Raw genomic sequence first — 24738 nt, forward strand, 5'->3', positions numbered from 1 at the left:
AGCCGTGATATAGGCTCGAAACTCATAGTCAAGTCGCGAAAAGTCCAGTTTGAATAAGAGTTTAGGACCTGTGTGTGAGATGGAGATCGAGAACCGACATGACACATCGCACTCACTTATTCGGTCGACCACCTCCCCATGTAGGGGTGGGGAAATCCTTCTTCCACTCAGTGTACTTCGATTTCAGCTTCACTACGTCTTCTGGATGCTGTGCTGCAATATTGACTTGCTCTTCGGGGTCTTTGTGCAGATCGTAAAGCTCCGGTTTTCCTGAGCCACCTTTAGCGACGATCAATTTTAGGTCGCCCTCGCGGACGGCCCAGTTCTGGCCACTCTTCCAATACAGCGTTTGGTGAAGCAGCGAGTTCGTTTCTCCCGTTAGAAATGGAATCAAGTCGACGCCATCCAAGGGAAGGCCAGGCGATTCGGAAATGCCTGCGGCTTTCATCACCGTGGGAAAGATATCCAACGCGATCACCGGTTGGTTGACGACTTTCCCTCGAGCAATCTTACCCGGCCACTGCATGACAAATGGAACGCGAATGCCACCTTCCCAGGTCGATCCTTTTCTGCCTCGCAGGGGAGTGTTGTCATGCCCTATCGCGCCGCCGTTGTCGTTCAGAAAGATGACGATGGTATTGTCTTGGATGCCTTGTTGATCGATCGCGTCCAGAATGGTTCCCACGGCTCGATCGAGGGCGATTGTCATCGCGCGGTGCTTGGCTTGCCGAGTGTCTTCCCCTAGAGAATCGAGATCGGATTGAAGGACATGGTTCGGTGTGTGAATGGCGTTGAAAGCAACATACATGAAGAGAGGTTTGTCGTCGCTATTGGCGATATATTCGGTCGCGGCGTGTGCTAGTTCATCGGTCATATACTCGAAGCGTTCGGGGCGTACCGGCTTGCGATCACGCAGTAGTTGATTCAGGCGAGTCGGCTTATTGAGTGGGAAGTAACTTCGGGCTCCTTGCAGAAAACCATAGAAGTCGGTGAAACCTCGTTCCATGGGATGGAATTTGTCAGCATAACCCAGATGCCATTTTCCAAGAGCAATCGTCTGATAGCCTGCTTGCTTCATTACGTCGGCGATGGTGGTTTCTTCCAGCGGTAGGCCATTGGTCTCGCTGTAGGCCGGAGGGATGTTGAACTCATGTCCGAAACGATTTTGATAACGTCCGGTGAGAAGGCCTGCTCGGGAAGGACTGCAGACGGTACCTGAGACATACCCGTTGGTAAAGCGAACGCCATTGGCCGCAATCGAGTTGATGCGCGGCGTTGGAAACAGTTCGGCCCCATGCAGGGAGAACTCGTTGTAACCGGCATCGTCCGAGAAGAGGATAATGACGTTCGGTTTCGCGGGATCTTTGCTCGCGGCCCAAGCGTCGCTGGTGATTAGGCACATGGCCGCGAACATAGCGGCAACGAGATAAATTCCGATAGAAGTTTTCATTGGGAGGATTCTCATTGCCGAATGATTGGGGGATGAATATGGATAGCTAATCTGCAGGGCTTATCGATCTTCAGCCATGGGTTAAGGGATCTGACGTAGTCTTTGAGGAAATTACTGTTGCAAGGCTTTGGCGGCGACCCCGTACATCGCATAACGCCAACTACGTGAATTATCGTGATTGCCACCGAGGGTGACGATGCCTGCAGGGACATCGCGTTGCCAGACTTCATATTCAACGTAGATGTCTTCTCCCTCCGGCACCTCAAGATCGGCGATGATATCATTCGATGTCGACCAAGGGCCGCTCCTCAACTTCATCTCCGTCTTTTGAAAGTCGGTGGTCAGCCAATTAGGCGGGGCCAGTCGTGAATCGTGCCAAACAAACAGGCGGCTGGGTACGGATAAGTTCAGATAATATTCGAGCTTTGGATAATATCGATCTTGGGAATACATCAGAACGACATCAGAGCCACGCAAAGCTTCGGGAAATCGCTCTCCCTTCAAAGAACGCCATTTGGGGAGGCCCAGTCCCACATAACTTCTGGTTGGTGGTCCTAGTGCCCCTGCACGCACGCTATAACAGCGATTTTTGCGTTTGTGTCTTCCGTTATCGGTGATATCCACGATCACGGGAGTTGGTTCCGTATTACCGGCCAGAATTTCGTTGCGATCCCCTCGGACGACAACGCTCGTTAGGCGTTGGGAACTGCCTGCCTTATCGACTCGAATCGCTTCCCCTTCCTTTAAGTTGGCAATCGGACGGGAGGGTTTCGATTGCTTAAGGGGCGAGTGGACATCGACAGCACCTTCGAAGACAACCACATCGGTCTGACCAGAGTCGCGAACAGAAACGCCAAATCGTGTCCCCAAGTCCACAATCTTGGTCTCGGCAGTTTCTACTTGAAAGCCGACTGCGTCATCTCCCACATCGACTGTGACGCTGCCACGTGTGACACGCAAAAGCATGTCGCTCACCAGTTCGAATTGGACGGGACCGATCGCCTCGATTTCTGCTCCGGAATCAAGACGAAACTTCAAGGATCCCTCGGTAAAGTCGATCTGCTTTCGATAGACTCGGTTTCCCTTGGAAAGTTCTGAATCGGTAGCCGAAATGACCACCAGGGGAACTCCGCTTGATGAGGATAGCCACCAAGTGGTGAGGCCTGTCGCAAGCATGAGAATCGAGAGAGCCAAGCCTAAGTGCAAAGCGTTCCAGCTTGGTGTTGCGTCAGGCGATTCTGGTTTCGCAGAGATAACTAGCGATTCATCGACCGCTGCTCGTCCATGTTGCCAGGTCAGGTAGGCATGAATTTTCATCTGCTCTCGATAGGCCTGACGACACAGGGGATCTTCGCGTAATGTCTTTTGAAACTCGGCAACCTGAGATTCGGTCGCTTGGCCTTCCAGGACCGCATGGCAAAGCGTGACGAACTTGCGCTTATCGTTCATTCGTAGACCTCGCGGCGGAGAGACAACTCGATGCAGTCTGCCAGAGTCTTTCGGACACGATAAAACAGGGCAGACATCGCGTTCTCGGTTCGGCATTGACGAGCGGCGATATCTTGAACCGCTTCTCCGCGCCCATATCGGGCATCGAGTAAGTCTCGCTGTTGTTGAGGCAATTTATCGAGACAGCCTTCAAGGGCAGCGATTTGCTGCGTCGAGTCGCTGGAGGTGCTGTCCCAGTCTGAAGCGATGAGAGCGACCAGGTCGTCGTCCAAGACAATACGGGACCGAGATTGTTTCTTTCGCCAAGCCATGACCTCGAATCTGGCGAAGACATACGCCCAGCGGAGAAAAGGCTGCGTTGGATCGTAGTCATTCGCTTTGTTGCAAAGTTTCAGATTGGTTTCTTGCAGCACGTCGTTGGCCTCGGAAACGCCCCCCATTAAGGAAGCGATAAACGCGTAGAGCGCACTCTGACTGCCAATCAGGTGTTGAGCAAAGTCGGGGGAAATCCCCGAAGATTCCGAGTTTGTTGGTGGAGTTGGTTCCATGACTATCATTTTCAGCCGAGAACTGTCCCATCTGACGCTAGAAAACAGACATTGTCTGAGATCGTAAACCCGAAAATCCGCATTCGTGTCAGGAGTCGTCCATCATCTGCTGTTGATGGGGTGAAAAGTTCGCGAATAGTCAGCGTGTTGTGGTTTTCTCGCTGTGGGACCGTTATCCTGATAGGTGAGGACAAAGAAGCGGCTGTTCTGAGTCGCTTCAATATCTCTTTGCCGTGATTTTGACAGCATTGCTCTCTCTTTGCATTGGCTAGGTACGTCATGAAACGATTATTTTCGGGTCTTCTGGTGGCTCTGCTACTATGCGGGCCAAGTTGGTCACAGGAAGCTGGATCCTCCGCTCGGTCTGACGTGGAAAAAGGAAAGGAGACCCAGGCAGATGCATCACCGGAATCTGGCGAGGATGCACCGGATGTAGGAGGGGCGATCGTCGAGATCGAGTTGGTGTTAACCGAGGATGAAGCGGCAATCCTGGCGGCGATTGATTCGTACGCGGCGACGTTCAACAAGGGAGATGCCAAAGCTTTAGCGGCGCATTGGACCGAAAATGGCGAGTTCGTCACGCCAGCGGGTGCGGTCCTGAAGGGACGCAAGGCATTGGAGGACGATTTCGCCTCCTATTTTCAAGAGAACTCAGGGGCGAAGTTAGAGCTGTTAGATACGCAGATCAAACTACTTTCACCCCATGTGGCTTCCGAAACAGGCCTTGCCAGGGTGATTGTCGAAGGAGAAGAACCGAGTGAGACAACCTACGAGGCTGTCCACGTAAAGACAGCCGACGGATGGCGAATTGATAGTGTCAAGGAAGATGCTGCACCCCAGGCCGCTCCATCGCACCACGAGCAACTTCAGCCGCTAGCGTGGATGATTGGTACCTGGGTCGACAATGCGGACGAGGGAATGACCATCGAAACGACCGGTCGTTGGACGACGAACAACAACTTTATCGTCCGCACATTCCGTGTGTTCATTCAGGACCGAGTTGACTTTGAAGGCACCCAGGTTATTGGCTGGGACGCCAGTGCCGGTGCGATCCGCTCGTGGACCTTCGATTCCGATGGCGGGTTTGGCGTCGGCCGCTGGGCCACTCAAGGAAGTCGGTGGACCGTCCAGTCGCTGAATGTGCTTCCTGATGGCCGTCGTGGATCGTCGACCAATATCTTTGATCTCCTGGATGAAAATACCATCGAATTTAAGTCGATCGGTCGTCAAGTCGACGGCGAGCTACTTCCCAGTATCGACACGCTCACGATTGTTCGAGCGACCGAATAAACTACTCAAAACACATAATTCTACGCGCAAGGATAGTCCCATGAAAATGAAAGTAACGACATTCGTTGTAGCGGCCATGATTGGTTCGCTGGTCGTTGGCGACGCCTACGCTCGCGGTGGCCGTGGTGGCGGCGGCGGAGGAGGAAGGTCAATGGGAGGTGGCGGTGGTGGAGGAGGTCGCTCGATATCTCGCCCCAGCGGTGGGTCTCGCACCCCTTCAATGAGCAGACCCTCGTCGGTTAGTCGCCCGTCTCCCTCGATGAGCCGTCCGTCGACGAGTCGCCCTTCAACAAGCCGGCCATCGATTAGTTCCCCGTCCATGAATCGACCGACGTCGAGTCGGCCAACGATTAGTCGGCCATCTACGGGAAGCAATCCGAGCTTTTCACGCCCTTCGACCGGTGGGAGCACACGTCCTAGCCCGTCGCGTCCCAGCATTACGACTCCTGGAAGCGGCTCCAGCAGCAATCGCCCAGGCATCACGCGTCCCGGCAGCGGAGATAGTGGTAGCCGACCTGGAGTCACGCGGCCGGGTAGTGGTGACGGCAACCGACCTGGAATTACGCGCCCAGGAGGTGGTGACAGTAGCCGTCCGGGAATTACTCGACCAGGAAGTGGTGACAGTGGTCGTCCCAGCTTTAGCCGTCCCGGCGGCGGCGATTCAGGTTTCTCACGGCCAAGCAACAACGATCTTAAAGATTTTCTCGACTTGCCTGGAAAACCGGGTGGTAACAGTGGCGATCGATTCCCAAATCGGCCAGGTACAGGAGATCGGCCTGGCACAGGAGATCGGCCGAACCCGGGTAATCGTCCTGGCAATGGAGACGGACCGAACGCGGGAGACCGCTTCCCCAATCGTCCTGGATCAGGCGACCGGCCCGGAGATGGCGATCGTTTCCCGAATCGTCCTGGCAATGGCGATGGAGATCGGGTCAATATCGGCAATGGTGATCGCACCAACATCGGAGGAGGCGATCGCAATAACATCAACGTTAATATTGGCAATCGTCAAAACAATGCCAACAGCATTCGCAACAAGTGGACCAACGTCGACCATGATCGCCGCCCGTTTGATCGCAATTGGTGGGATGGTGGACATCATGGGCACGATCATGGCTGGCATTGGCACAACGACTGGAATCGGTATCCAAATCATTGGTGCTGGCGGCCTGCAACCTGGGCGGCGGTTGGCACTTGGTTTACCTGGGCAGCGTGGCCTCAGCCGTACACGTATGATTACGGTACAACGGTTGTCTATCGTGACAACAACGTCTATGTGAACGATCAGCAATATGCCTCGGCCGATCAGTACTACGATCAGGCGGTCAACATTGCCGAAAGTGTTCCGGAAGATGTTGATGACGAAAAGGTGGATTGGATGCCACTAGGGGTCTTCGCCATTGCAGAAGAATCGGCAACCGACACGGGAATGATGGTGCAGTTGGCCGTCAGTAAGGAAGGCATCATCGCTGGCACGTTCTATAACGATATCACTGGCGAAGATCGACCCCTACAGGGGATGGTCGATCAGAAGACCCAGCGAGCTGCCTGGCAGTTTGCCGATGGGAAAAACCAAGATGTCGTCATGGAGACGGGGATCTACAATTTGACGAAGGACGAAGCAACCGCTCTGATCCATTTCGGCGAAAAAGATACCCAGACCTGGCTAATGGTCCGATTGCCTGAGCCGGAAGAGGACAAAAGTCAGCCGGCACAATAGGCACGATTAATCCTGATAAACAAAAAAAAGGCGACCCACTTGGGTCGCCTTTTTTATGAACTTGCGTGGTGATTGGGTAACATCTTAGTTGGCAGAAACCGAACTCAAGACGGGATCGTTGATTGATTTCATCTTGGCGAGAATCTTCGCATCCAACTGCTTTATGATTGCTTTTACCTCGGGGGAATCCGTATCGATCAGGTTGTTCGACTCAGCAGGGTCATCGGCCAGGTGGTAAAGCTCGTCGCGTCCTTCATTCAGAAAATCGCGAATCAATTTCCACTGGGGTGTACGAACCATTCGCATATGGGTGTGCGACTGATGCTTGGTGCTGTACTCGGCATAAAAGTCATTGGCCCAAGGGACATCGTTACCTTTTAAAATCGGGACGATGCTCTTGCCGTGGATCTTGAGATCAGAAGGTGTCTCGACTCCAGCCATTTCTAACAAGGTTGGAAACCAATCGAGATTGGACACCGTTTGTTCAATGGTAGTGCCGGGCTCAACCGTGCCTGGCCAGCGAATGATTGTGGGAATACGGATGGAATTGTCATACATGTTGGGCCGCTGGCCGTTGGGGATATTTTCAGTTGCGGGTGGATTTTTCGTGAGAACCCAGTGTCCATTCCCTTTATGCCAAATTCCGTTATGTCCCATGTTATAGCCATGATCGCTGGAAAAAATCACGACCGTTTTTTCGTCGAGACCCTTATCTTCGAGCCATTGCAGGACTCGCCCGATGTTTCGATCGACGCCGGCAACGCTTGCCAGGTATTCGCGGGTCATTTTTTTAACGCGTGGTACATTCAGGTTTGGATAGTCTGGATTAGGAATCTCTGGGTCAAGATCGGCGAAAGGAGCCCAGTCTTCGTCGGCTACTGGAAGCCAAGCCGTATGGGGTGCCCGGTAGTGAAGCGATAGGCAAAACGGTTTGTCGGTAGGTGCGTTGTTTAGGAATTCGAGTGCGTGATCGGTCAGAATATCGGTTGTTAATCCTACAATTTTCTCGTTTGTGCCGTTCTTTTCCAGTGTGGGGTTCTTGGTTGCGGCGCCCCCGGTGCGGAAGCCCATGAAATGGTTGTAGCCAAACTTGGTCGGGTGCATCGTGTCAGGCGTCCCTAAGTGCCATTTGCCTACCAGGCCCGTATGATAACCGGCCTTTTGCAATAACTGGACCCAGGTCGTGGTATCGGGTGGAAGTCCCAGCTCCGGTTCGCTCTTGGGGTGAATCCAATCGGTGATTCCTAATTCAGAGCCATATCGCCCAGAGATTAGTGATGCCCGAGACGGACTGCAAACCGGCGTCACCGTAAATGCGTTGGTCAAGTAAGCCCCTTGCTTGACCAACGAATCCATGTTCGGAGAAACCGCGTGGGGATGTCCCGAGGCCTCTAGGGCCCACGGGGCTTGATCATCGGTGAAAAGGAACAGGATGTTCGGACGCGATTGCTCGGCGGCTTGCGATTGCGAACCGACCAGGCAACCAAGGGGAACGGCGCAGAAAACAATAAGCGCCTTCGTGATAAAATTCATGACAGACCTTTAAGGACAAGGGGTGAATTCTGGCGAGGTATAGGTCGCCGGCGTAAGCAAATACGCTAAGGTAGGGTAGGAATAATCGTACTAAAAACCAAACCGTTTCCCAACTGGTTCGTCTTGAAGCCCAAGCTTACGATTTCGCTTACGAATCTGCAGAAGACGCTTTTGCTCACACTGCATGGCAAGGCGTTAGAGAGTGAACGCCAGAACTCTATTTTGAACGATCACTATGCTGCCCAAGCCATACAGCAGATCGACTTCGACTTTTCGCGATTTAGACTTTCTCGTAACGCAGTCATCGCCCTAGCGATTCGTGCAAAGGTACTTGACCAGTGGACAGAACAATTTCTAGGTCGATACAAGCAAGCGAATGTTGTTCACATTGGATGTGGGCTGGATAGTCGATACTTTCGTTTGAATCCTTCGGCAGAGGTTGCCTGGTGGGAAGTGGATTATCCAGAAGTCATTTCGCTCCGCGAGAAGATTTACCAACAGCGGCCAGGATACCGGCAACTAGGGACCAATATCTTAGGAGAAGACTGGTTAAAGGAAATACGGCCAGATGTGCCCACTATGGTGGTGGCCGAAGGTGTCTTGCCCTACTTTACCGAGGAGGCTGCCACCATGTTTCTTGCGTATATCGTATCGCACTTCAATGCCGGACAGATCGCATTCGACGCTTACAATTGTTGGGGCGTAAGGTGGTTGAATCAGCTGCCGATCATGCGGCAAACGCATGAAAAGTTGCACTGGGCCGTCGATGATCCAAGGCGACTCGAAACGGACGTGCCGCAGATGAGATTACGTGTGGAGAACACCAACGGAATCCCTGAGTTCGTGCAGAGGGCCGGGTTCTGGACGCGAACGGCGTTTCGTATGAGTCGTCGTATCGCCCCCTTACGGAGAATGGGGCAATTATTGCTCTACGACTTTGGTCACCTCTGAACGATCATGCTTTGGCATTGCGCTGACAAGGCGCGCAACTAATACGGCAAGATAAAATTGCCCCGTAACGGACTGCGTCCAGGCCAGTGTTCGCGCGAGGTCGGTCTGCGGCGTGATGTCTCCGTAGCCCAGGGTCGACATAGTAACGAAGCTGAAATAAAGCAAGGTTGCTAAGCTTAGATGGTCGGTAGCTGGATCACTCGACTGCGATTCCAGAAGGCCGAACGGATGAGCTTCCAGTATCATAAGTGCGGAATATCCGAGAGCCCACATCAGGCCTAGAAGAAGATAGACGCAGATCGAACCAAGAATAGCGTTAGGGGTAATTTCTTCGCTGTAAATTATCGATTTGAGCAGTAATGCGGCCGTGACTCCGAGAAACAGGAAACTTGCGACATAGCGCAGGATAGAAACATTATCGTTGGGAAAGAAAAACGCCCACCAGTGAAGCGCAAGAGAGAGAATCGCAGCCGCTGCGAACAGCGAAAGCTTGGCTCGATGCTGCCAGTTGATAAGCACGGCGGAAGCAAAAACCAGCGTAAGGCAACTGAGTTGAATCAGGTCTCCCAAACGGGTCGCTTCTAAAAGGGGAGCCAACACTACGGCGATAATCAGCGAAGCCAGCAGAATAGAGAAGCGAATCTCGCTTCCCCTTTCAGCAGGTGTTCTGATCACAGACATGTCCAATCTCCACGAGGTGCAAGATTATAAACGCGATCCGGTCGCCCGCGACGATTTTAGCGTAACGTTGATACCTAGGAAGCAGAGTTGGTCGAAGATTTCCGCGAGTTGGCAAGCCATTCGCCAAGTCCTCGGAAGATAACAAAGAAGGAAGGCACAAAAACGAGCGAGAAGATCGTTGCCGCGATCATGCCACCCACGACCGCATTGCCGACGGCTTGACGGCTTGCGGCTCCTGCCCCCGAAGCGATCAAGAGTGGTAAAAAACCCAAGATCGACGAGAAAGCTGTCATGAGAATCGCTCGAAATCGAAGGGTCGCGGCTTCGATTGCGGACTCGAGCAAGCCTTTTCCATCGCGTCGTTGCTCGGCGGCGAACTCGACAATGAGAATGGCATTCTTGCTTGCCAGAGCTACCAGAAGCACCAGCCCGATCTGCGTATACACGTTGTTGTCGGCGCCTCGGGATATGAGAGCGATGACGACTCCTAATGCTGCCAGGGGAACTACCGCAATCACGGCCATAGGACTCGTCCAGCTTTCATACTGGGCCGCGAGAACCAAGAAGACCAAGCAGATTGAAAGGATCAGGATAAACGTCGGGTTCTCGGTTAGCGAGTCGGAATCACTCAAGAGTTTCTCTTGATAGGACATGCCTGTCCATTCATACGAGATAGAACGCGGGAACTTATTGGTGGCCATCTGTTCCATCAAGTTAATCGCTTGCCCCGAACTGTAGCCTGGTGCAGGTTCACCGTTGATTTGAGCAGAAGGATAAAGGTTATAACGTTGGATCACTTGCGGTCCGACGGTTCGCTCGACGGTGGTAAATGTTCCCAGTGGAATCATCTCGCCATTAGGATTGCGGACCTCAAGACGCAACAGGTCTTCGGCCTCGATTCGAAAACTCTGATCGGCTTGCACACGGACTTGCCAGGTGCGTCCGAACTTGTTGAAGTCGTTTACATAGGCCGATCCCATGAACGCTTGCATCGTATCGAAGACTGAATTCAAAGGGATACCAAGGCTCTTGACCTTGGTTCGGTCGATGTCGGCATACAATTGCGGCACATCCGCGCGGAAGGTTGTGTTTACACGAGTTAGCCCTGACTGGGCGTTCCCGTCGGCAACCATTTCGTCGGCGATGGTTTGTAAGGTCGTCAGGCCTGCTCCACCGACATCCTGGATCTGCATTTGGAAACCGCTTGCATTGCCCAGGCCGTCAATCGGAGGTGGAGGAAAGACGATCACATTGGCTTGGTTCAGCTGCGAAAGCCGCTTTTGAAGTCCTCCGAGAATGGCCATTTGGCTGAGTGCCGGAGACCGCCGTTCGTCCCAAGGTTCAAACACGATGGCCACCAGCCCGCTATTGGATCCCGCCGTGCCACTTAGGATGGAGTAACCCGCAATAGACACCCAGCTCTCGACGCCTGGGGTGTCGTCCATAATGGTGTCGATCTGCTTGAGAACATCCTCGGTTCGTGAAAGTGCCGAGGCATCCGGCAGTTGGATATTGGCGAACGCGTACCCTTGATCTTCCAGAGGCACGAACCCGGTCGGGATTGACTGAAGGCCATAGCCAGTGATTCCCAAAAGTATGACGAAAAGGATCAGTACGATGGCAATTCTTCGGACCAGGCCTCCGACGATTGCCTGGTAGCCGCCGGTGGTATAGTCAAAGAGGTAGTTAAAGCCGTTAAAGAAGCCTCGCAACATTCGATTGAAAATCGCGGCACAAAACCAACCAGCCAGAGCGGCGACAATCGGGGCACCAATGGCAACCGCCCAAGTTGTCATTCCCATGCCAGACAGGAATCGAAACGCCAACCAACAGGCCAGGATTGCAAGCAAGAGTGCGATGACCGTGCGTGGGACGAATTCACCCTTCTGCTTGGTCTCTTCGGTCGGCCGGAGTAACAGCCCACACAAAGCTGGGCTTAAGGAAAGAGCATTCACCGTGCTGAGCGCCACTGCGGCGGAAATCGTGAGGGCAAATTGCTGATACATTTGGCCGACGATTCCTCCCATGAATGCCGTCGGAACAAACACGGCCAACAAGACCAAGGTCGTCGCAATGACCGGCCCTGTGATTTCATCCATCGCTTTGACCGCAGCATCTTTGGACGACAGTCCGTTATCGATATGACGGGCCGTGTTTTCGACGACGACAATCGCATCGTCCACCACAATACCAATCGCCAAGACAATTCCGAATAGGGTCAGCATATTGATCGAAAACCCTAATCCGGCCATCATGGCAAACGTGCCGATCAAGGCAACCGGAATGGAAGCGGTGGGAACGAGAGTTGCCCGCCAATCTTGCAGAAAGATGAAGATCACAAGCACGACCAGCAGCACGGCAACAAAAAGCGTGGAATAAACTTCTGAAATCGAGGCTTCGACAAACCGTGTCGTATCAAAAGGGATCGCGTAGCTCATCCCATTGGGGAAGTTGATCGACAACTCGTCCATCTTTGACTTGACTGCGGCGGCAAGGTCTAACGCATTCGCGCCCGGCAATTGATAGACGGCAATCGCCGCACAAGGCTTTCCATTGGCAAAGGCCTGGAAATTGTAACTTTTCGCGCCGAGTTCAACCGTCGCAATATCCCGCAGACGGGTAATCCCAGGACCTTCGCCGGTCTTGAGAATGAGGTCTTCAAATTGCGCAGCATCCTCTAGGCGACCCTTGGTGTTGATTACCATTTGGAACGCCGTATTATCCGAGGTCGGTGGTTCGCCGACCCGGCCTGCGGCCACCTGAACATTCTGCTCGCGAATCGCGGCTATAACATCTTCGGTTGTTAGATTGCGAGCTTCTAAACGCGTGGGGTCCAGCCAAACACGCATGCTATAGTCAGCCGCCCCAAAAATATTGAGTGATCCGACCCCGTCGATCCGTCCCAACTGATCACGAAGATTGATGGTGGCATAGTTGCTGAGATACAAACTGTCATGCGCACGGTTGTCTGACGTCAGCGTGATGAATTGCACGATTTGGGTTGACTGTTTCTTGGTCGTGATCCCTTGGCGTCTCACGTCTTCCGGCAGTTTGGGATCGGCGATGGCGACGCGGTTTTGCACCAACACGGTCGCCATGTCCATATCGGTTCCCGTTTGAAAGGTTACGTTCAGAGTATACGAACCATCGTCGGCGCAGGTCGATGACATATAAAGCATGTCTTCGACGCCGTTGACTTCCTGTTCGATCGGAGCCGCAACTGTTTCTGCGATGACTTGAGGGTTTGCCCCTGGATAGTAGGCTGTCACCTGAACCGTTGGCGGAGTGATTTGCGGAAACTTGGCAACCGGTAGCGTCGTTTGAGCGACAGCGCCAGCCAAAGCAATCACGATCGAAATTACGGTGGCGAATATCGGGCGATAGATAAAAAAGCGTGACATGCGTAGACCGATCGGATGATAAAGATTAACTAATTGGACGAAGGACTGGCTGCCTCAGGATCAACCGCCTGCGGGGCTGGCTCTTCTAATGGCTGGGCCTTTTCATCTTCCGTATCGGATTGATCAGTCAACGGATTCAAGAGAGATTCATCCATGGATATCGTCGCTTCGACGGGCTTGACGGTGGCTCCAGGACGCGAGCGTTGGACTCCATCCACGACAACTTTTTCGTCCGCTTTCAGTCCTGATGTAACAACCACCATTGGGCCGAACTTATTGCCCAGAGTGACATCACGACGCTCGACCACATTATCTGCATTGACGGTGAGTAAATAACTGCCAGCTTGATCAAATCCCGTTGCACTCTCCGGAACGAGCAAGGCATCCTTCTTTTGCTCGATGGGAGCACGGATTCGAACGAACAACCCGGGAACAATTCTCAGGTCTGGGTTGGGGAAAATCCCGCGAACGGCAAACGTTCCAGTACTCTCGTCGACGGCCAGATCGGCAAAATTGAAATTGCCTTGAAACGGATACGTGGAGTCCGTCGCCCTGGCCAGGAAGAGAGGAACCTGCGCGGCGCGACTGTCCCGTTCTTGGGGATTGTCCTGATCGATGAATTCCAAGTAGGAACGTTCGCTGATCGAGAAATTTGCGTAGATCTGATCGTACGAGATGACCGTCGTAAGATGAGTCGATGGCTGGCCGACAACAAGGTTGCCTTTCTTGACCATTGCCTTGCCGGCGCGCCCTTTGATGGGAGAACGTACTTCCGTGTAATCGAGATCTAGCTGAGCGTTATCGAGTCGCGCCTCGGCTGCCAATACGTCTGCGGCAGCGCCATCCATTTCAGCTTTGGCGGCAACCAGATTCGTTTCCGGGGTCGCCTTTTTCTCGAATAGCTCCTTTTGGCGATTAAATTCGATCTTGGCTTTCTCGCGTGCTACTTTCTTCGCTTCGAGCTCTGCTTGCGCCATGTCTCGGGCTGCCAGATAGCGGCGCCGCTCGAGTTGGAAAAGAACCTGGCCCTTTTCTACTTCATCGTTCGGTTCGAAAAGAACCTCCTCAATGATTCCTTCGACGCGGGCGTTGATCTCGACCCGTTCGACCGCCTCGGTGGTACCCGTTTCCTCCATGTAGATCGTCACGTCGCGCACCAAAGGATACGCGACGTTGACCTCAGCCGGAGGAGGCGGCTGATATTCGTTGGGTGACGAGCAACCTGACAGAGTCAAAAGTAGGACGGCGAAATATAAACTACCGCCAGCTAGTTGAGGGCACGCTAGAGCTTGTCGCTCGATCATAAGTCTTCCTGGTAATGTATTGGGTGCCAACTAAAATTCCACGCCGTACTTTTCTGTCATGTGACGACGTATGGACGCAGTCGCATTTTCAATGTCACGCATCACGTCGTTGGCAGATTTCGCGCCGCGGATCTGTTCTTCCATCCGAACGTTTGACATCTTAGAGCCGGTACGTTGCCAATCTGGCGTCGACACCCACCCGTTCCAACTGTACTGTCCCGACCAGTTGGCACCAATCGGCGTGGAATAAGATGTCACGTCGTATTGCTCAGGAACGTCATTTTGGCGAATACGGCTGCGTGCAGCAGCATCGGTCACTTGCGATTGGCCTGTCCGAAGACTTTGCGAGACGTAGCTACCATAGTCCAAAAGGTCTGGATCGACGTTTGCAATCGGCAAGCGATCGATCTTACGGGCATACTTGTCAAACCAAACGCTGATTTGGCCCATGGTCTGGCGACCTTTCTTTTTAACTCGTAACTCATCTAGCATCGTAACAACTGACTTGTAGTAGATTTGCGATGAGGCGATGGTTAAGTCTTTCTTTTCATTCGCTTCAGAGCCTTCACCTTTTTGAGCCGTTTTCTGTTTGGCTTCTTGGAGGGATGGTGGCGTATCGACCAGGCTTAAAATACGACGCAGTCCACTGGCGTAAAGAGGCCCTGTCAACTGAATGCGATTGCCACTGACGGTTTCTTCCCAAGATTCGATCTCGTCGATCATCATTCCTTGGTTGCCTAGAATTTCGAGCAGCAGTGGTTTAGCGAAATCTTTCAGAATCGTTACGTCTTCAGCAAAGTCAACTTTCACGGCTCCGACCATCGAATCTTGAACGGTCACGCCTAGAGAAATACCGCGAAGACTCGCCAGCACCTTGGCGACTTGGTCTAAGTCAACTTGTTTTCCCTTGAGCGTTTCCATCGAGTCTAGGCGAGTACGCACCAATTGAGGAGACAATGCGTGCGTTAAATCAAGGGCCACGATGATGGGGGAACCTGCATCGGCAAACGTTTGAGCTTCTGCAAGATAATCACTCAACCCAAGAAGGGAATTGTCGTAGTAGCGTGTGATCCATTTTGCTACGTCCTGCCGCTTGGCGGGCATGCCGTAACCGACGACGTTTTCCATGAACTTGACCAAGTAAATGTCGCCCGGCAGAATCGCAACAGGCCGCTCAGAGATGTAGTCGGTTGTCCCCTGATATCGGACGGCTATCTTGGGCAATGAAGGGTCGTACTTCAACTCCATCAAGCCAACCTGCCATTCGGGGTGCTTGGTTCTAATATCGAACTTGGCCGCGGCAACAAAAGTATTGGCTTGCGGTGGAATCGATTCAACGCCTGCTTCGAAGGCATCTTCCTGCTTTTCTCGCCAGTTGTGAGCTTTTCCGAGTGGGCTATTCTGTAGCTTGTTCACGTCGACGAATAAGATCGCATTGGCCCCATCCGGAATGCGTTTGGTGAGTTCGCGGAATTGGGCGAAGCTTGAGCTTGGATGGGATGTCAGGATGATAAAACCAAAACATCCGCAGAGAAGTGCCCGGATCATTGATGTTGCTCCTCGGTAGTCGCACTGGGCGAACTCACAATTTCTATAAAAGTCGTCACTAGACCACTTTACCATCTCCGAATGCTGGGAACTACGACTTTCCGAGAAGGTATCAGAGAAGAATCGATGAAGAGCGTCCCGGATCGCTTATCTCGCTGGAATCAAAGCCACGTCTGCACGATGTGCTCAACCTGATCTCCGTCGAGCGTTTCGTGGGCGACAAGTTCGTCGACTATTGCGGCTAGCGCCGCCCAGTGGTGGTCTTGTGAAACGAGCGTGTATAGTTCCTTAGTGGCTCGTTCGAGAAAGATCATCCGTTGCTGTCGATCCGAAATGAATCGGGCTACCGAATGCCAGGCGGCTTGCCAGTCCGAGGCCCACTCGCCGACCAGTCCGGGATGATAAGGGGCACCGGTATGAATCATTTCCGCCACGGGACCTGCCAGTGCGACCATCACCATTTTTTGGTGCAACTCTCGTGAGGTGAACTGGTCGATCGGCCACTCGACTTGAATCTCGGCGAATCGGTCTGGCCCCTCACCCCACTCTGGGATTAAGGAGACGTGACGAACACGAGCCCCCACAAGGATGGCAAGCAACGCGTGTCCGGCTTCGTGGTAAGCATTGATCTCTTCCATGAATGCCAATTGTAAGACTTCCGCTCGGTCGCTGTAGGCAACGTGAGCCTACCGGCCCAACTTTTTCGGAAGGTATCCGGTGCATTCGAGAACAGGCCCGAAAAGGACAGATAACCGTTAATAACCACACGCAAACGTACAGCAGTCGCTGCTGTTCGTAGAATTCTGTTTTGCTTTACGTTGCCAGAGGGGGGAAGTTACCCCAGGTTTGAAGTACGCCCCCTCGTCGCTCAACTCATCGCACTCAGTGCCAGGCGACACCAAGCCAAGGATTAACGCTATGCATTTCGGACTCTATCTGCTCCGGAAGGAATATATCACCGGTCCTCAATTCATTCAGGCTGTATCGCGACAGCTGGAAACGCGTCCGCAAATAGGTTCGTTGGCCATTGAAACGCGTCGTCTGACGATGCGTGATGTGTTGCGACTTTTAAGTCTCCAAAGCGTATCAAACGAACCGTTCGGTCAACTCGCGATCCAATTAGGAATTCTTACGGAAGTAGATATTCATGATCTTCTTTCGCTTCAGATTGAACGCACCACGCCACTGGCTCAGGTTCTGGTCGATATCGGTGCCATCGAGCCGTATCAGATGCAAACCGAGCTGCAGCAATTTCGCACGGCTATGTCCGCCGGAAACTCATCCGAGTCGGGTGCCGACTACCTCGATATCGAAGCCATTGAAGCGGCGTTCGCCACCTATGAGGTAACCGCCTAATCCAGGCATCCTGGCTCGCGGGAGCTGGATTTCTAACGGAATCGCGAAAGCATCTAGCTGATATTGGTACTCGCTTGGCTTCGCAATCCTATTGCCAGAGAGCATTTGCCCGACCGTCTTGCCAACGGGCCTGCCGCTGGACTACCTTGCATACTTCCCGAAGCTCTTGTGAGGTGCTCGATGTCGAAATACTCAGATCTATCTTTCGCGTCTGAACGGAGCCGTCGCCGGTTTCTACAAACCGGGGCCCTTTTAATCGCTGGTGCTGGAACAGCCCAGGCCCAGACGCAGGGAGAAGAACCGATGCTCCGGATCGGCTTGATGACAGATTTGCATTACGCAGATAAGAAGCCAGCAGGATCGAGGTATTATCGGGAGACGTTAGCAAAGATTGCGGAGGCGTCCGGTCAACTTGCCAAGGCACGCCTCGATTTTCTCGTGGAGTTAGGCGACTTCATCGATGCTGCCGACGCCGTGGACGTGGAACTCCGATATCTGAAAACGATCGCCAAGCCCTTCGCCGAGATCTGCCACGAACGTCACCATGTGTTGGGCAATCACTGCGTCGATACGCTAACCAAAGAAGAGTTTCTGGGGACGGTCGAGCAAGAGAAATCCTATTATTCGTTTGATCGGGGCGGCTATCACTTTGTGGTTCTCGATGCTTGTTTTCGTTCCGATGGTAAGCCTTACGGTCGCAATAACTCGAAGTGGACTGACGCCAATATTCCTCCGGACGAGTTGGAATGGCTGGCCGACGACCTCAAGCAAAGTAACAAAAGTACGATTGTCTTCGCTCACCAGCGACTTGATTATGAAGGGAATCATGCTGTCAACAATTCACCCGCCGTACGTAAAATCTTTGAGGAATCAGGCAACGTTACCACCGTCTTTCAAGGCCATAGCCACGCCAATGATTATCGCCAGGTAAACGGGGTTCACTACTGCACCCTGCGCGCTATGATCGAAGACTCGGGGCTGGCCAATAGCGGTTTTGCGATTCTTGAAATCGACACCCGTGGTGGATTGAAGATCGAAGGCTTTCAGAAGCAGGTCAGCTACCAGTGGACATAACCAACCTCTTTCGCGACCTTCCGGAAGGTCTATCAGAGGAAGCGTTCCAAACGATCGCCGAAAGCGGGACTGTCCGTATCGAGCGTATTGTGTCGCAGGGGCATGTCTCGCCGCCGTCGTTTTGGTACGACCAACCGCATAGCGAGTTTGTTGTCTTACTTCAAGGATCTGCCACGTTGCAAATCGAGGGAGAGGGTCAGCCGCGAGTCCTCGAACCAGGTGACTTCGTCAACTTGCCTGCCCATCAAAAGCATCGCGTCGAATCGACCGATCCCCATATGAAAACGATTTGGCTGGCAATTCACTACGGTTTATAGTGCCGCCACCCGCCGTTGAATCTCTTCCACCAAGTCGTTGCTCAGTGGGCCTTTGTTGGCGGCGGCGATGTTCTCTTCCAGATGGTCCTCGCTGCAAGTGCCCACTATGGTCGTATCGCAGTGCGGATGCGAGAGAGTAAAACGCAAAATGAACTCGGCCCGGGTCATGTCATCAGACAGAAGTTCATTTAAATTGGCGGCCGTCCAAACATCGTTTAAATTCGGCCGTTGAATCTCGGCATCTGGCCCCCCCTGCGCGATCCCGCCTCGGATGATAATCCCCGCGCCAGTCTGGCTCGCGGTCGTGATGAGTTCGTGATGTTCCGGAGCTAAGCAGGAATAGGGAATCTGAAATGTTTCAAAGACCCCTAATTCAATCAGCCCCGGAAGATCGGGGAGCTTGCTCGATACGCCGATGTGCCGTACCAAGCCCTGCTTTTTGAAGTCGAGCAATTGTTCAATCAAGCCATTTTCTTCCAGGGTGGTCGCATCCCCGCCGTGAAACTGCATGAGATCGACATAGTCCGTTTCAAGCCGTTTCAAACTTGTCTCAAGATTGCGCTGAATGACGTCTTTGTCCCAAACGTGCTTGATCTCGAGGTGATCGGCGTGTTGGATGTAGGCGCACCCGCACTTGGTTGCCAGATAGAGTTCTTTTCGGCGTCCATGCAGTGCCCGGCCGATTCGCTCTTCTGCTTGTCCATAGTCGGGGGCCGTATCTAGAAAATTGATGCCAGCGTCGATCACCCGGTTTAAAAACCGCTGGGCCGCGGCATCTTCGACAACGCGCACGCCCCAGGTGTTGGGGCCACGAAGACCCATGGTGCCGTAGCCAAGTTGGGTGACGTGTATCCCTGTGTTTCCCAATTTGCGTTTGATCATGCCGCTTTATGCCATGTCTACGGGAGGAAGAGAAAGGGTGAAATCGATTGCCTGAGTGACCATTCGACGCAGGTTATCTTCGCTTTCGAATCCTTCCGGATCAACCACGAACCCGTCTCGCATGAGTCTTTCATGGGGGGCGAATTCACGAATGTAAGGCGTTTGTAATAACTTGGGATAGGCGTTGATGCCGACGCGAAAATTTCTTCGTTGTAGGGCATGGATCTAGAGTCGAAGCGGGTGCTGGCAAGCCATTGGCTAACACCAGTTCAGTTCGCGATTGCCTCATCCATTTTTCAGGCAGTTCTCTGGAGATATTTCTTCGCAAAAGATCGGGATAAGTCCCTCCCCTGCCCCGCTTTTCACCACCACAATGACATGATCGCCCGCAGAAATCGTGGACGTTCCTCGTGGTGGAATAAATGCATCGTCCCGGGCAATCAGGGCAATGGTAACCCCATCGGGAAGGTTCAATTCGCTTACCTTCCTGCCATCGGCAGGCGAACCTGGCTCGATCGTGTAGTCCAGAATCTCACCGTCGACATGCCGCAAGGAATGTATTTCCAACTGAACCGGCGGGTTATTCGGCATCGGTTCATCGAGATCTAACTTTTTCGCTACCCAGGGAAGTGACCATCCCTGAACCAACGCCGATAGAACAACAACAAAGAAGACGACATCAAAAATCAGTTGGGCCTCTTCCAGATGGAACAAAAGCGGAAACGTAGCCAACGTGATAGGAACAGCCCCCTTCAAGCCACCCCAACTTGCCAGCGCCATTTCGTTCCAGCGGAAACGAAACGGGAGCATGCACGCCGCCACGGCAATTGGACGAGCAATGAGCATCAGAACGACAGCGATACCGAGGGCCTGCCAGCCGACGGCCACCAAATTGCTCGGAAAGCTCAGCAGCCCCAGCACGATAAACATGGCGATCTGAGCGAGCCAAGCCAACGCATTGTGAAACAGAAGGGTTCCCTTTTTGAAGACAACACGACTGTTGCCGATCACAATACCTGCCAGATAAACGGCGAGAAAGCCACTTCCTCCGAAGTAAGAAGCGAGGCCAAAGGTAATCAGGGCCATTCCGGTCATCAGCAGTGGATAGAGGCCTGCTGTATTCAGGTTCAAACGATTGGTAACCCAAACCGTGATATAGCCCAATCCAATTCCGATCACGCCCCCTAAGACCATTTGCTTGACGAATAGTAGAATCAAGCTACCGCCCCAGCCCACTTCTTTGGTAAGAAGCTCGATGATCCCTACCGTCAGAAAGATGGCCATCGGATCGTTCGATCCGCTTTCAATTTCAAGCGTGGAACCCAACTTGGCAGGAAGCGCAAAACCGCCTGTTCTTAAGACCGAAAACACGGCTGCCGCATCGGTCGAGCCGACAATACTGCCCAGCAGCAGTCCGTTGAGCAGGGGAAGCCCGAGGATCCAACAAGCGGCCAGCCCCGTCACGACGGAGGTGATCAGGACGCCCAACGTTGCAAGCACGATTGAAGGCTTCCAGGCCATTGAAATCGACGCCAAGGTGGTGCCCAACCCACCGTCGAATAAGATGATCGCCAAAGCGAGCGATCCTACGGCGTGCGCCAGTTCGTAGTCATCGAACTCGATTCCACCAAACCCTTCCGAGCCGGCTAACATGCCCAGCCCCAAGAAGAGCACTAGCATCGGAACCCCATAGCGGGCCGAGATTTTACTGGTAATTACACCGAGTAAAAGCAGCGTCCCTGCCACCAGCATCGCGTCGTCAATCCAGAACATGAATCCTCTTTACCTTGTAGGTCCCATAGCAACGCTTCAACTTACCTAGGTTGAGCGAGCAATGGAAAGGGGATTCAGCAAGAATGACGACTTCTAACGAGTTCTTTTTAACTCGAATTGCTTTCCATGCAGTGCATCCTTAGCAAACTCGCCCCAAAATGGCGTGGGGGTGTATTTCCAATCGGAAATCATGACGGGGGTTGCCTTAGGATGAAAGCACCAACCGGTCCAGTGAATATGATGCTTCTGAACGAAGCCGAGCATGTCCGGTACCCAGGTATAAGGATCCTCCTGGTCTTCGGCCGGGATGAAGTCCATCTTGTTTATGTCGGCTCCCACTTCTCCGAGAAAGATGGGGTACTTCTCCGCCGTCGGTAGTACTTTCCGTTCCCAGTCGGTGTGCCAGTTGTAGGTGTGCCACGAGTACATAATTCCATTGCCGGTAGGATCTTCCAGAGCGTACCCTTCGGCGATCCCAGAAAGATCATTGCCCCACGCCAGGCCGCCAGCGATTACGATGTTTTTGGCCCCAGTCGAGCGGACGGCATTGACCATGGCTTGCATACCGACGGACTGAAAGCCTTGGTTTTTCTTCTGGTCTTCTTCGTTCAAAAATGCAGACTCATCGCTGCCGGTTTTAGTCCCCACGAAACCACCATTTCGCCAGATTTCCCAAGAGATGCCATGAGGTTCATTCAATAAGTCAAACAGCACGGCGGGGTGGTTTTTGTAGACGGCTGCACAGTCCTTCCAGAAGTCGGCGTGCTCCTGCTTTGCTGCGCGATATCGATGTAAATCGAGCACCACGTAGGCACCTCGATTTGCCGCCAAGTTGACGATCCGGGCAATGGTTTCGCGGTACTCCTTGCCGCCATCCTTTTGATAAACACTATTGCCGTACCAGAACGCATCCTTAATGGGGACACGAACGCAGTTGGCTTTCCACTGGTCGATGGCAACGACCGTCGACTTAATTTGTTGTTTGTCCTGAGGCAGCGTTTCAAGTCCGCCGGCATTTACCCCTTGCAGCCACACATCCTGGCCATCGGTATCGACGACGCGATTGCCGACAACTTTTAGCATCTTGGGCCATTTAGCTGGGTTCGGCTCTTCCCGCGGGACATGGCGGAACTTGGCTTCTTCTTCGCGGAGTTTGGCCGCCGCGAGAAGAGGCTCGGAGCTGGTCGGTTGAAGTTGAAGATCGTCAAGGTCCAACGTGCCGGATTCGACTTGAAACAAGCTGGGCATCACGATCACCGTCAGGGCATCTTCCGGAACCAGGAAGGACTTGCTCTTAGCGATCCATCCGTCGGTATTCTTTTGGGTGTAGACAGGCGAAGGCTTCGAGGCGAGCTTCTTGCCATCGATGCCTTGAAACTCGATCATGATCCGAGCATCGTGCCAGGGCATTTTGCCTGTCTTCAGCTGCGAGATACGCTGCTTCCAGGTTAGCTGCAGCGCTTCGGTCTCGGGAGGAATATCGAATGTACGATACAACATCGCGAGCTTGCCCGGCTGGCGACTGTGAATGCGGAGAAACGTATTCCCCTCTTCGGACTGCCAGGAAACGTCGCCGGACATCTTGCCCCAGGCAGTAGGAAATCCGTTGGTCAGATCCGAGAAATTGCCATTGGGAATAATCGAACCCCACTGCTGAAGCGTACTCTGGGCTTTCTGGCGTCGCTTAATTGCATCAAGCTCGAGTTTCGCAAGACGCTCTTGAGTTTTCCGCTGCATTTGTTCACGAAGGGGGCCGGGATCGATCGGTTGCAGCGAGATGTCATCCAAGTCGAACGTTCCGGATTCAACCTGAAATAATGCCGGCATGAACTTCAGCCAGTAGGCGCCCTCAGGAACCAGAAATTCCGTTTCACGTTGAACCCAGCCAGCGGTATTCTTACCGGAAGCCGCAGCACTGGGAGTCGGTGACACCTTTTGATGCTGATCATCGATGAGCTCGAGCATGATCCGGGCATCGAACCACGCTTTCTTCCCTTTCTTGAGATCGCTCACACGCTGCTTCCATGTCAGCTTCAAAGCACCCACATCGACAGGGATCTTGATCTCCTGGTACAGCATCACCATTTCGCCGGGCTGAGGACTTTTTAGGCGCAGGAATCGATTTCCCTTTTCCTCTTCCCAGGTTCCACCTGATGAGACACCCCCCCAGTTGGCCGGCCAACTGGAATCGCCATTGGGCTTCTCGAAGTCGCCGTTGGGTGCCAGTTCGATTGCGTTCTCTGCGAGTACTGAACCAGAGAAGGGCACCATGATGGCAAGCGAGAATAGGAGTTTTCTGAGCAGACGCGTTGCGAACATGATGCCTCGAGATTCTCTGCGGGGGGGGGGGGCGAAAGATGATAGGTGTTGTTCCTACTCCGTTATGTCTCTTCACGGAGAAAAGGTTACAAGATGTCCTGTGTTATCCGGCTATTTTCTCTGCGAGAGTAAGGCCACTGAGGATCGCTCCTTCGACTCTTGCTCCAGAGCACCAGTCACCAGCAACCCCCAGTTTTATGGATGCGTCCCAGAGATGGCCTTGCTCGAGCGGACGCGTCGGTGCACTATAACGCCACCGATGGCTGGCAACATAATTGGTCTCGCCGAGTGGTCGCTCGGTGGCGTTAGAAAACGCTTCTAATAGCTGTGGGGTGACTTCCTCAGGCGACTGCTCCAGGTGTTCTTTCGACCACTCCGGCGAAGCGTGAAGAACCCAACATTCCTGGTCCTGGTCTCGCCCTGGTTTGCTATTATTTCGACAGATCCAGCGTAACGGGCTTTCATGAACGAAGGCCGCATCGTACGTCACGGGAACCGGTTTTTTAAAGTGAATCAGCGTTGCCCAACACGGATCGAACTGCTGGCCGGCAAGCGTCGGGGCCAACGGTGATTGATCTCCCAGAATGTCTAAGGATTGCTCAGGCGGAGCCGTAATTACTAAGACCTCAAAGGGACCGTGCATAACACCATCGGTCGTGGTTAAGCTCCAGCCGTTGGCCCCGTGTTGTGCTTTCTCGATTCGCGTGTTCGTCTCGATATTAAGATATCTCGCCAGGTGTTTGCCTAAACAATTCATCCCCGGCATGGCCACATAACGAGGAGTCGGGTCACGTTGAATTTTCAAGTCCGGACGAAGGACACAAACGTTGCCGCGCCACAGCGCAACGATACCGTCGTCGATCCACGTCTCAAGCATTGGCTTGACTCGTTTATTACGTATCGTGAAGTACTGCGCACCATGGTCGAAGGATGCTTCCGCCGGGCCGACTCGACGTGTTGCCATACGGCCTGAAACGCCGCGGGACTTTTCAAATAGGCGGACGTCGCAGCGAGATGCCAAGCTGCGCGCACAAACAAGCCCTGAGATACCAGCTCCGATAATTGCGACGGTAGGCATAAGATTTCCTGCATTGCATGTTAGGAAAAAGATCGTAAGTATTGAATAAGTGTCGAGGAGTCAT

Annotated in this window: 20 protein-coding genes; 6 read left to right on the forward strand and 14 right to left on the reverse strand. The window is 53.1% G+C overall.

The genetic code is table 11. The annotated features are described in order from the left end of the window. Nucleotides 1–112 precede the first annotated feature (112 nt). From HOV93_RS06585 to HOV93_RS06595, 3 genes are all read right to left on the reverse strand, one after another. Nucleotides 113–1450 carry a sulfatase-like hydrolase/transferase gene (locus HOV93_RS06585; RefSeq protein WP_207395682.1) on the reverse strand — a complete coding sequence of 446 codons (1338 nt, stop codon included), beginning with the start codon at nucleotides 1448–1450 and terminating at the stop codon, nucleotides 113–115. Nucleotides 1451–1561: 111 nt separating this feature from the next. Continuing rightward, nucleotides 1562–2899: a FecR domain-containing protein gene (locus HOV93_RS06590; protein ID WP_207395683.1), complete on the reverse strand. Its 1338-nt coding sequence runs from the start codon at nucleotides 2897–2899 to the stop codon at nucleotides 1562–1564. Continuing rightward, nucleotides 2896–3447, reverse strand: a complete 552-nt coding sequence (locus HOV93_RS06595) for a sigma-70 family RNA polymerase sigma factor (protein WP_207395684.1) — start codon at nucleotides 3445–3447, stop codon at nucleotides 2896–2898. Before HOV93_RS06595 ends, HOV93_RS06590 begins: the two co-directional genes overlap by 4 nt. A 279-nt stretch (nucleotides 3448–3726) precedes the next feature. On the opposite strand from HOV93_RS06595, the gene HOV93_RS06600 reads away from it, so the two are divergent. Beyond that, nucleotides 3727–4737: a YybH family protein gene (locus tag HOV93_RS06600; RefSeq protein ID WP_207395685.1), complete on the forward strand. Its 1011-nt coding sequence runs from the start codon at nucleotides 3727–3729 to the stop codon at nucleotides 4735–4737. A 105-nt stretch (nucleotides 4738–4842) separates the two neighbouring features. Here HOV93_RS06600 and HOV93_RS06605 read toward each other — a convergent pair whose 3' ends face one another. Then, on the reverse strand, nucleotides 4843–5217 hold the full coding sequence (locus HOV93_RS06605) for a hypothetical protein (protein ID WP_207395686.1): 375 nt from the start codon (nucleotides 5215–5217) through the stop codon (nucleotides 4843–4845). Between the two features lie 229 nt (nucleotides 5218–5446). On the opposite strand from HOV93_RS06605, the gene HOV93_RS06610 reads away from it, so the two are divergent. After that, nucleotides 5447–6457: a hypothetical protein gene (locus tag HOV93_RS06610; protein WP_207395687.1), complete on the forward strand. Its 1011-nt coding sequence runs from the start codon at nucleotides 5447–5449 to the stop codon at nucleotides 6455–6457. An 84-nt stretch (nucleotides 6458–6541) separates the two neighbouring features. Here HOV93_RS06610 and HOV93_RS06615 read toward each other — a convergent pair whose 3' ends face one another. After that, nucleotides 6542–7990: a sulfatase family protein gene (locus HOV93_RS06615; protein WP_207395688.1), complete on the reverse strand. Its 1449-nt coding sequence runs from the start codon at nucleotides 7988–7990 to the stop codon at nucleotides 6542–6544. Between the two features lie 171 nt (nucleotides 7991–8161). On the opposite strand from HOV93_RS06615, the gene HOV93_RS06620 reads away from it, so the two are divergent. Continuing rightward, nucleotides 8162–8941 carry a class I SAM-dependent methyltransferase gene (locus HOV93_RS06620; protein WP_207395689.1) on the forward strand — a complete coding sequence of 260 codons (780 nt, stop codon included), beginning with the start codon at nucleotides 8162–8164 and terminating at the stop codon, nucleotides 8939–8941. Here the strand turns inward: HOV93_RS06620 and HOV93_RS06625 are convergent. The 5 genes from HOV93_RS06625 to HOV93_RS06645 all read right to left on the reverse strand — a co-directional run bounded on the left by HOV93_RS06625 (nucleotide 8912) and on the right by HOV93_RS06645 (nucleotide 16513). After that, nucleotides 8912–9622 (reverse strand): potassium channel family protein, encoded by a 711-nt coding sequence (locus HOV93_RS06625; protein WP_235989943.1) that lies wholly within the window; start codon nucleotides 9620–9622, stop codon nucleotides 8912–8914. The genes HOV93_RS06620 and HOV93_RS06625 overlap by 30 nt on opposite strands. A 74-nt stretch (nucleotides 9623–9696) precedes the next feature. Continuing rightward, complete coding sequence (locus tag HOV93_RS06630) at nucleotides 9697–13023, reverse strand: efflux RND transporter permease subunit (RefSeq protein ID WP_207395691.1); 3327 nt, start codon at nucleotides 13021–13023, stop codon at nucleotides 9697–9699. A 29-nt stretch (nucleotides 13024–13052) separates the two neighbouring features. Next, nucleotides 13053–14327 carry an efflux RND transporter periplasmic adaptor subunit gene (locus tag HOV93_RS06635; RefSeq protein WP_207395692.1) on the reverse strand — a complete coding sequence of 425 codons (1275 nt, stop codon included), beginning with the start codon at nucleotides 14325–14327 and terminating at the stop codon, nucleotides 13053–13055. A 30-nt stretch (nucleotides 14328–14357) separates the two neighbouring features. Further along, a complete protein-coding gene (locus HOV93_RS06640) occupies nucleotides 14358–15875 on the reverse strand; it encodes a hypothetical protein (protein ID WP_207395693.1) in 1518 nt (505 codons plus the stop codon). A gap of 161 nt (nucleotides 15876–16036) precedes the next feature. Further along, nucleotides 16037–16513: a hypothetical protein gene (locus tag HOV93_RS06645; RefSeq protein WP_235989907.1), complete on the reverse strand. Its 477-nt coding sequence runs from the start codon at nucleotides 16511–16513 to the stop codon at nucleotides 16037–16039. Between the two features lie 280 nt (nucleotides 16514–16793). Here HOV93_RS06645 and HOV93_RS06650 point away from each other — a divergent pair, with 280 nt between their 5' ends. The 3 genes from HOV93_RS06650 (at nucleotide 16794) to HOV93_RS26340 (ending at nucleotide 18622) form a co-directional block, all read left to right on the forward strand. Further along, nucleotides 16794–17231, forward strand: coding sequence for a hypothetical protein (locus HOV93_RS06650; RefSeq protein WP_207395695.1), 438 nt, complete (start codon nucleotides 16794–16796; stop codon nucleotides 17229–17231). Nucleotides 17232–17411: 180 nt separating this feature from the next. After that, a complete protein-coding gene (locus HOV93_RS06655) occupies nucleotides 17412–18305 on the forward strand; it encodes a metallophosphoesterase family protein (protein WP_207395696.1) in 894 nt (297 codons plus the stop codon). Further along, the gene (locus HOV93_RS26340) at nucleotides 18296–18622 is read left to right on the forward strand and encodes a cupin domain-containing protein (protein ID WP_207395697.1); all 327 of its coding nucleotides are present in this window, start codon (nucleotides 18296–18298) and stop codon (nucleotides 18620–18622) included. Before HOV93_RS06655 ends, HOV93_RS26340 begins: the two co-directional genes overlap by 10 nt. Here HOV93_RS26340 and HOV93_RS06665 read toward each other — a convergent pair. From HOV93_RS06665 to HOV93_RS06680, 4 genes are all read right to left on the reverse strand, one after another. Then, a complete protein-coding gene (locus HOV93_RS06665) occupies nucleotides 18617–19504 on the reverse strand; it encodes an aldo/keto reductase (RefSeq protein ID WP_207395698.1) in 888 nt (295 codons plus the stop codon). The genes HOV93_RS26340 and HOV93_RS06665 overlap by 6 nt on opposite strands. A gap of 285 nt (nucleotides 19505–19789) precedes the next feature. Further along, nucleotides 19790–21277 carry a potassium/proton antiporter gene (locus HOV93_RS06670; protein ID WP_207395699.1) on the reverse strand — a complete coding sequence of 496 codons (1488 nt, stop codon included), beginning with the start codon at nucleotides 21275–21277 and terminating at the stop codon, nucleotides 19790–19792. 93 nt (nucleotides 21278–21370) lie between these two features. Next, entirely contained in the window at nucleotides 21371–23596 is a 2226-nt protein-coding gene (locus HOV93_RS06675; RefSeq protein WP_207395700.1) for a glycoside hydrolase family 5 protein, read from the reverse strand. Between the two features lie 103 nt (nucleotides 23597–23699). Then, nucleotides 23700–24674, reverse strand: coding sequence for an NAD(P)/FAD-dependent oxidoreductase (locus tag HOV93_RS06680; protein ID WP_207395701.1), 975 nt, complete (start codon nucleotides 24672–24674; stop codon nucleotides 23700–23702). Nucleotides 24675–24738 lie beyond the last annotated feature (64 nt).

This window comes from Bremerella alba (genome assembly GCF_013618625.1).
Taxonomy (GTDB): domain Bacteria; phylum Planctomycetota; class Planctomycetia; order Pirellulales; family Pirellulaceae; genus Bremerella; species Bremerella alba.

Excerpts from the sequence above, each read along its gene's own strand:
- HOV93_RS06585 (WP_207395682.1), bottom strand. The coding sequence starts at position 1,450 with ATGAAAACTTCTATCGGAATTTATCTCGTTGCCGCTATGTTCGCGGCC.
- HOV93_RS06590 (WP_207395683.1), bottom strand. The coding sequence starts at position 2,899 with ATGAACGATAAGCGCAAGTTCGTCACGCTTTGCCATGCGGTCCTGGAA.
- HOV93_RS06595 (WP_207395684.1), bottom strand. The coding sequence starts at position 3,447 with ATGGAACCAACTCCACCAACAAACTCGGAATCTTCGGGGATTTCCCCC.
- HOV93_RS06600 (WP_207395685.1), top strand. The coding sequence starts at position 3,727 with ATGAAACGATTATTTTCGGGTCTTCTGGTGGCTCTGCTACTATGCGGG.
- HOV93_RS06605 (WP_207395686.1), bottom strand. The coding sequence starts at position 5,217 with ATGCCTGGGCGATTGCTGCTGGAGCCGCTTCCAGGAGTCGTAATGCTG.
- HOV93_RS06615 (WP_207395688.1), bottom strand. The coding sequence starts at position 7,990 with ATGAATTTTATCACGAAGGCGCTTATTGTTTTCTGCGCCGTTCCCCTT.
- HOV93_RS06625 (WP_235989943.1), bottom strand. The coding sequence starts at position 9,622 with ATGTCTGTGATCAGAACACCTGCTGAAAGGGGAAGCGAGATTCGCTTC.
- HOV93_RS06630 (WP_207395691.1), bottom strand. The coding sequence starts at position 13,023 with ATGTCACGCTTTTTTATCTATCGCCCGATATTCGCCACCGTAATTTCG.
- HOV93_RS06635 (WP_207395692.1), bottom strand. The coding sequence starts at position 14,327 with ATGATCGAGCGACAAGCTCTAGCGTGCCCTCAACTAGCTGGCGGTAGT.
- HOV93_RS06640 (WP_207395693.1), bottom strand. The coding sequence starts at position 15,875 with ATGATCCGGGCACTTCTCTGCGGATGTTTTGGTTTTATCATCCTGACA.
- HOV93_RS06645 (WP_235989907.1), bottom strand. The coding sequence starts at position 16,513 with ATGGAAGAGATCAATGCTTACCACGAAGCCGGACACGCGTTGCTTGCC.
- HOV93_RS06650 (WP_207395695.1), top strand. The coding sequence starts at position 16,794 with ATGCATTTCGGACTCTATCTGCTCCGGAAGGAATATATCACCGGTCCT.
- HOV93_RS06655 (WP_207395696.1), top strand. The coding sequence starts at position 17,412 with ATGTCGAAATACTCAGATCTATCTTTCGCGTCTGAACGGAGCCGTCGC.
- HOV93_RS06665 (WP_207395698.1), bottom strand. The coding sequence starts at position 19,504 with ATGATCAAACGCAAATTGGGAAACACAGGGATACACGTCACCCAACTT.
- HOV93_RS06670 (WP_207395699.1), bottom strand. The coding sequence starts at position 21,277 with ATGTTCTGGATTGACGACGCGATGCTGGTGGCAGGGACGCTGCTTTTA.
- HOV93_RS06675 (WP_207395700.1), bottom strand. The coding sequence starts at position 23,596 with ATGTTCGCAACGCGTCTGCTCAGAAAACTCCTATTCTCGCTTGCCATC.
- HOV93_RS06680 (WP_207395701.1), bottom strand. The coding sequence starts at position 24,674 with ATGCCTACCGTCGCAATTATCGGAGCTGGTATCTCAGGGCTTGTTTGT.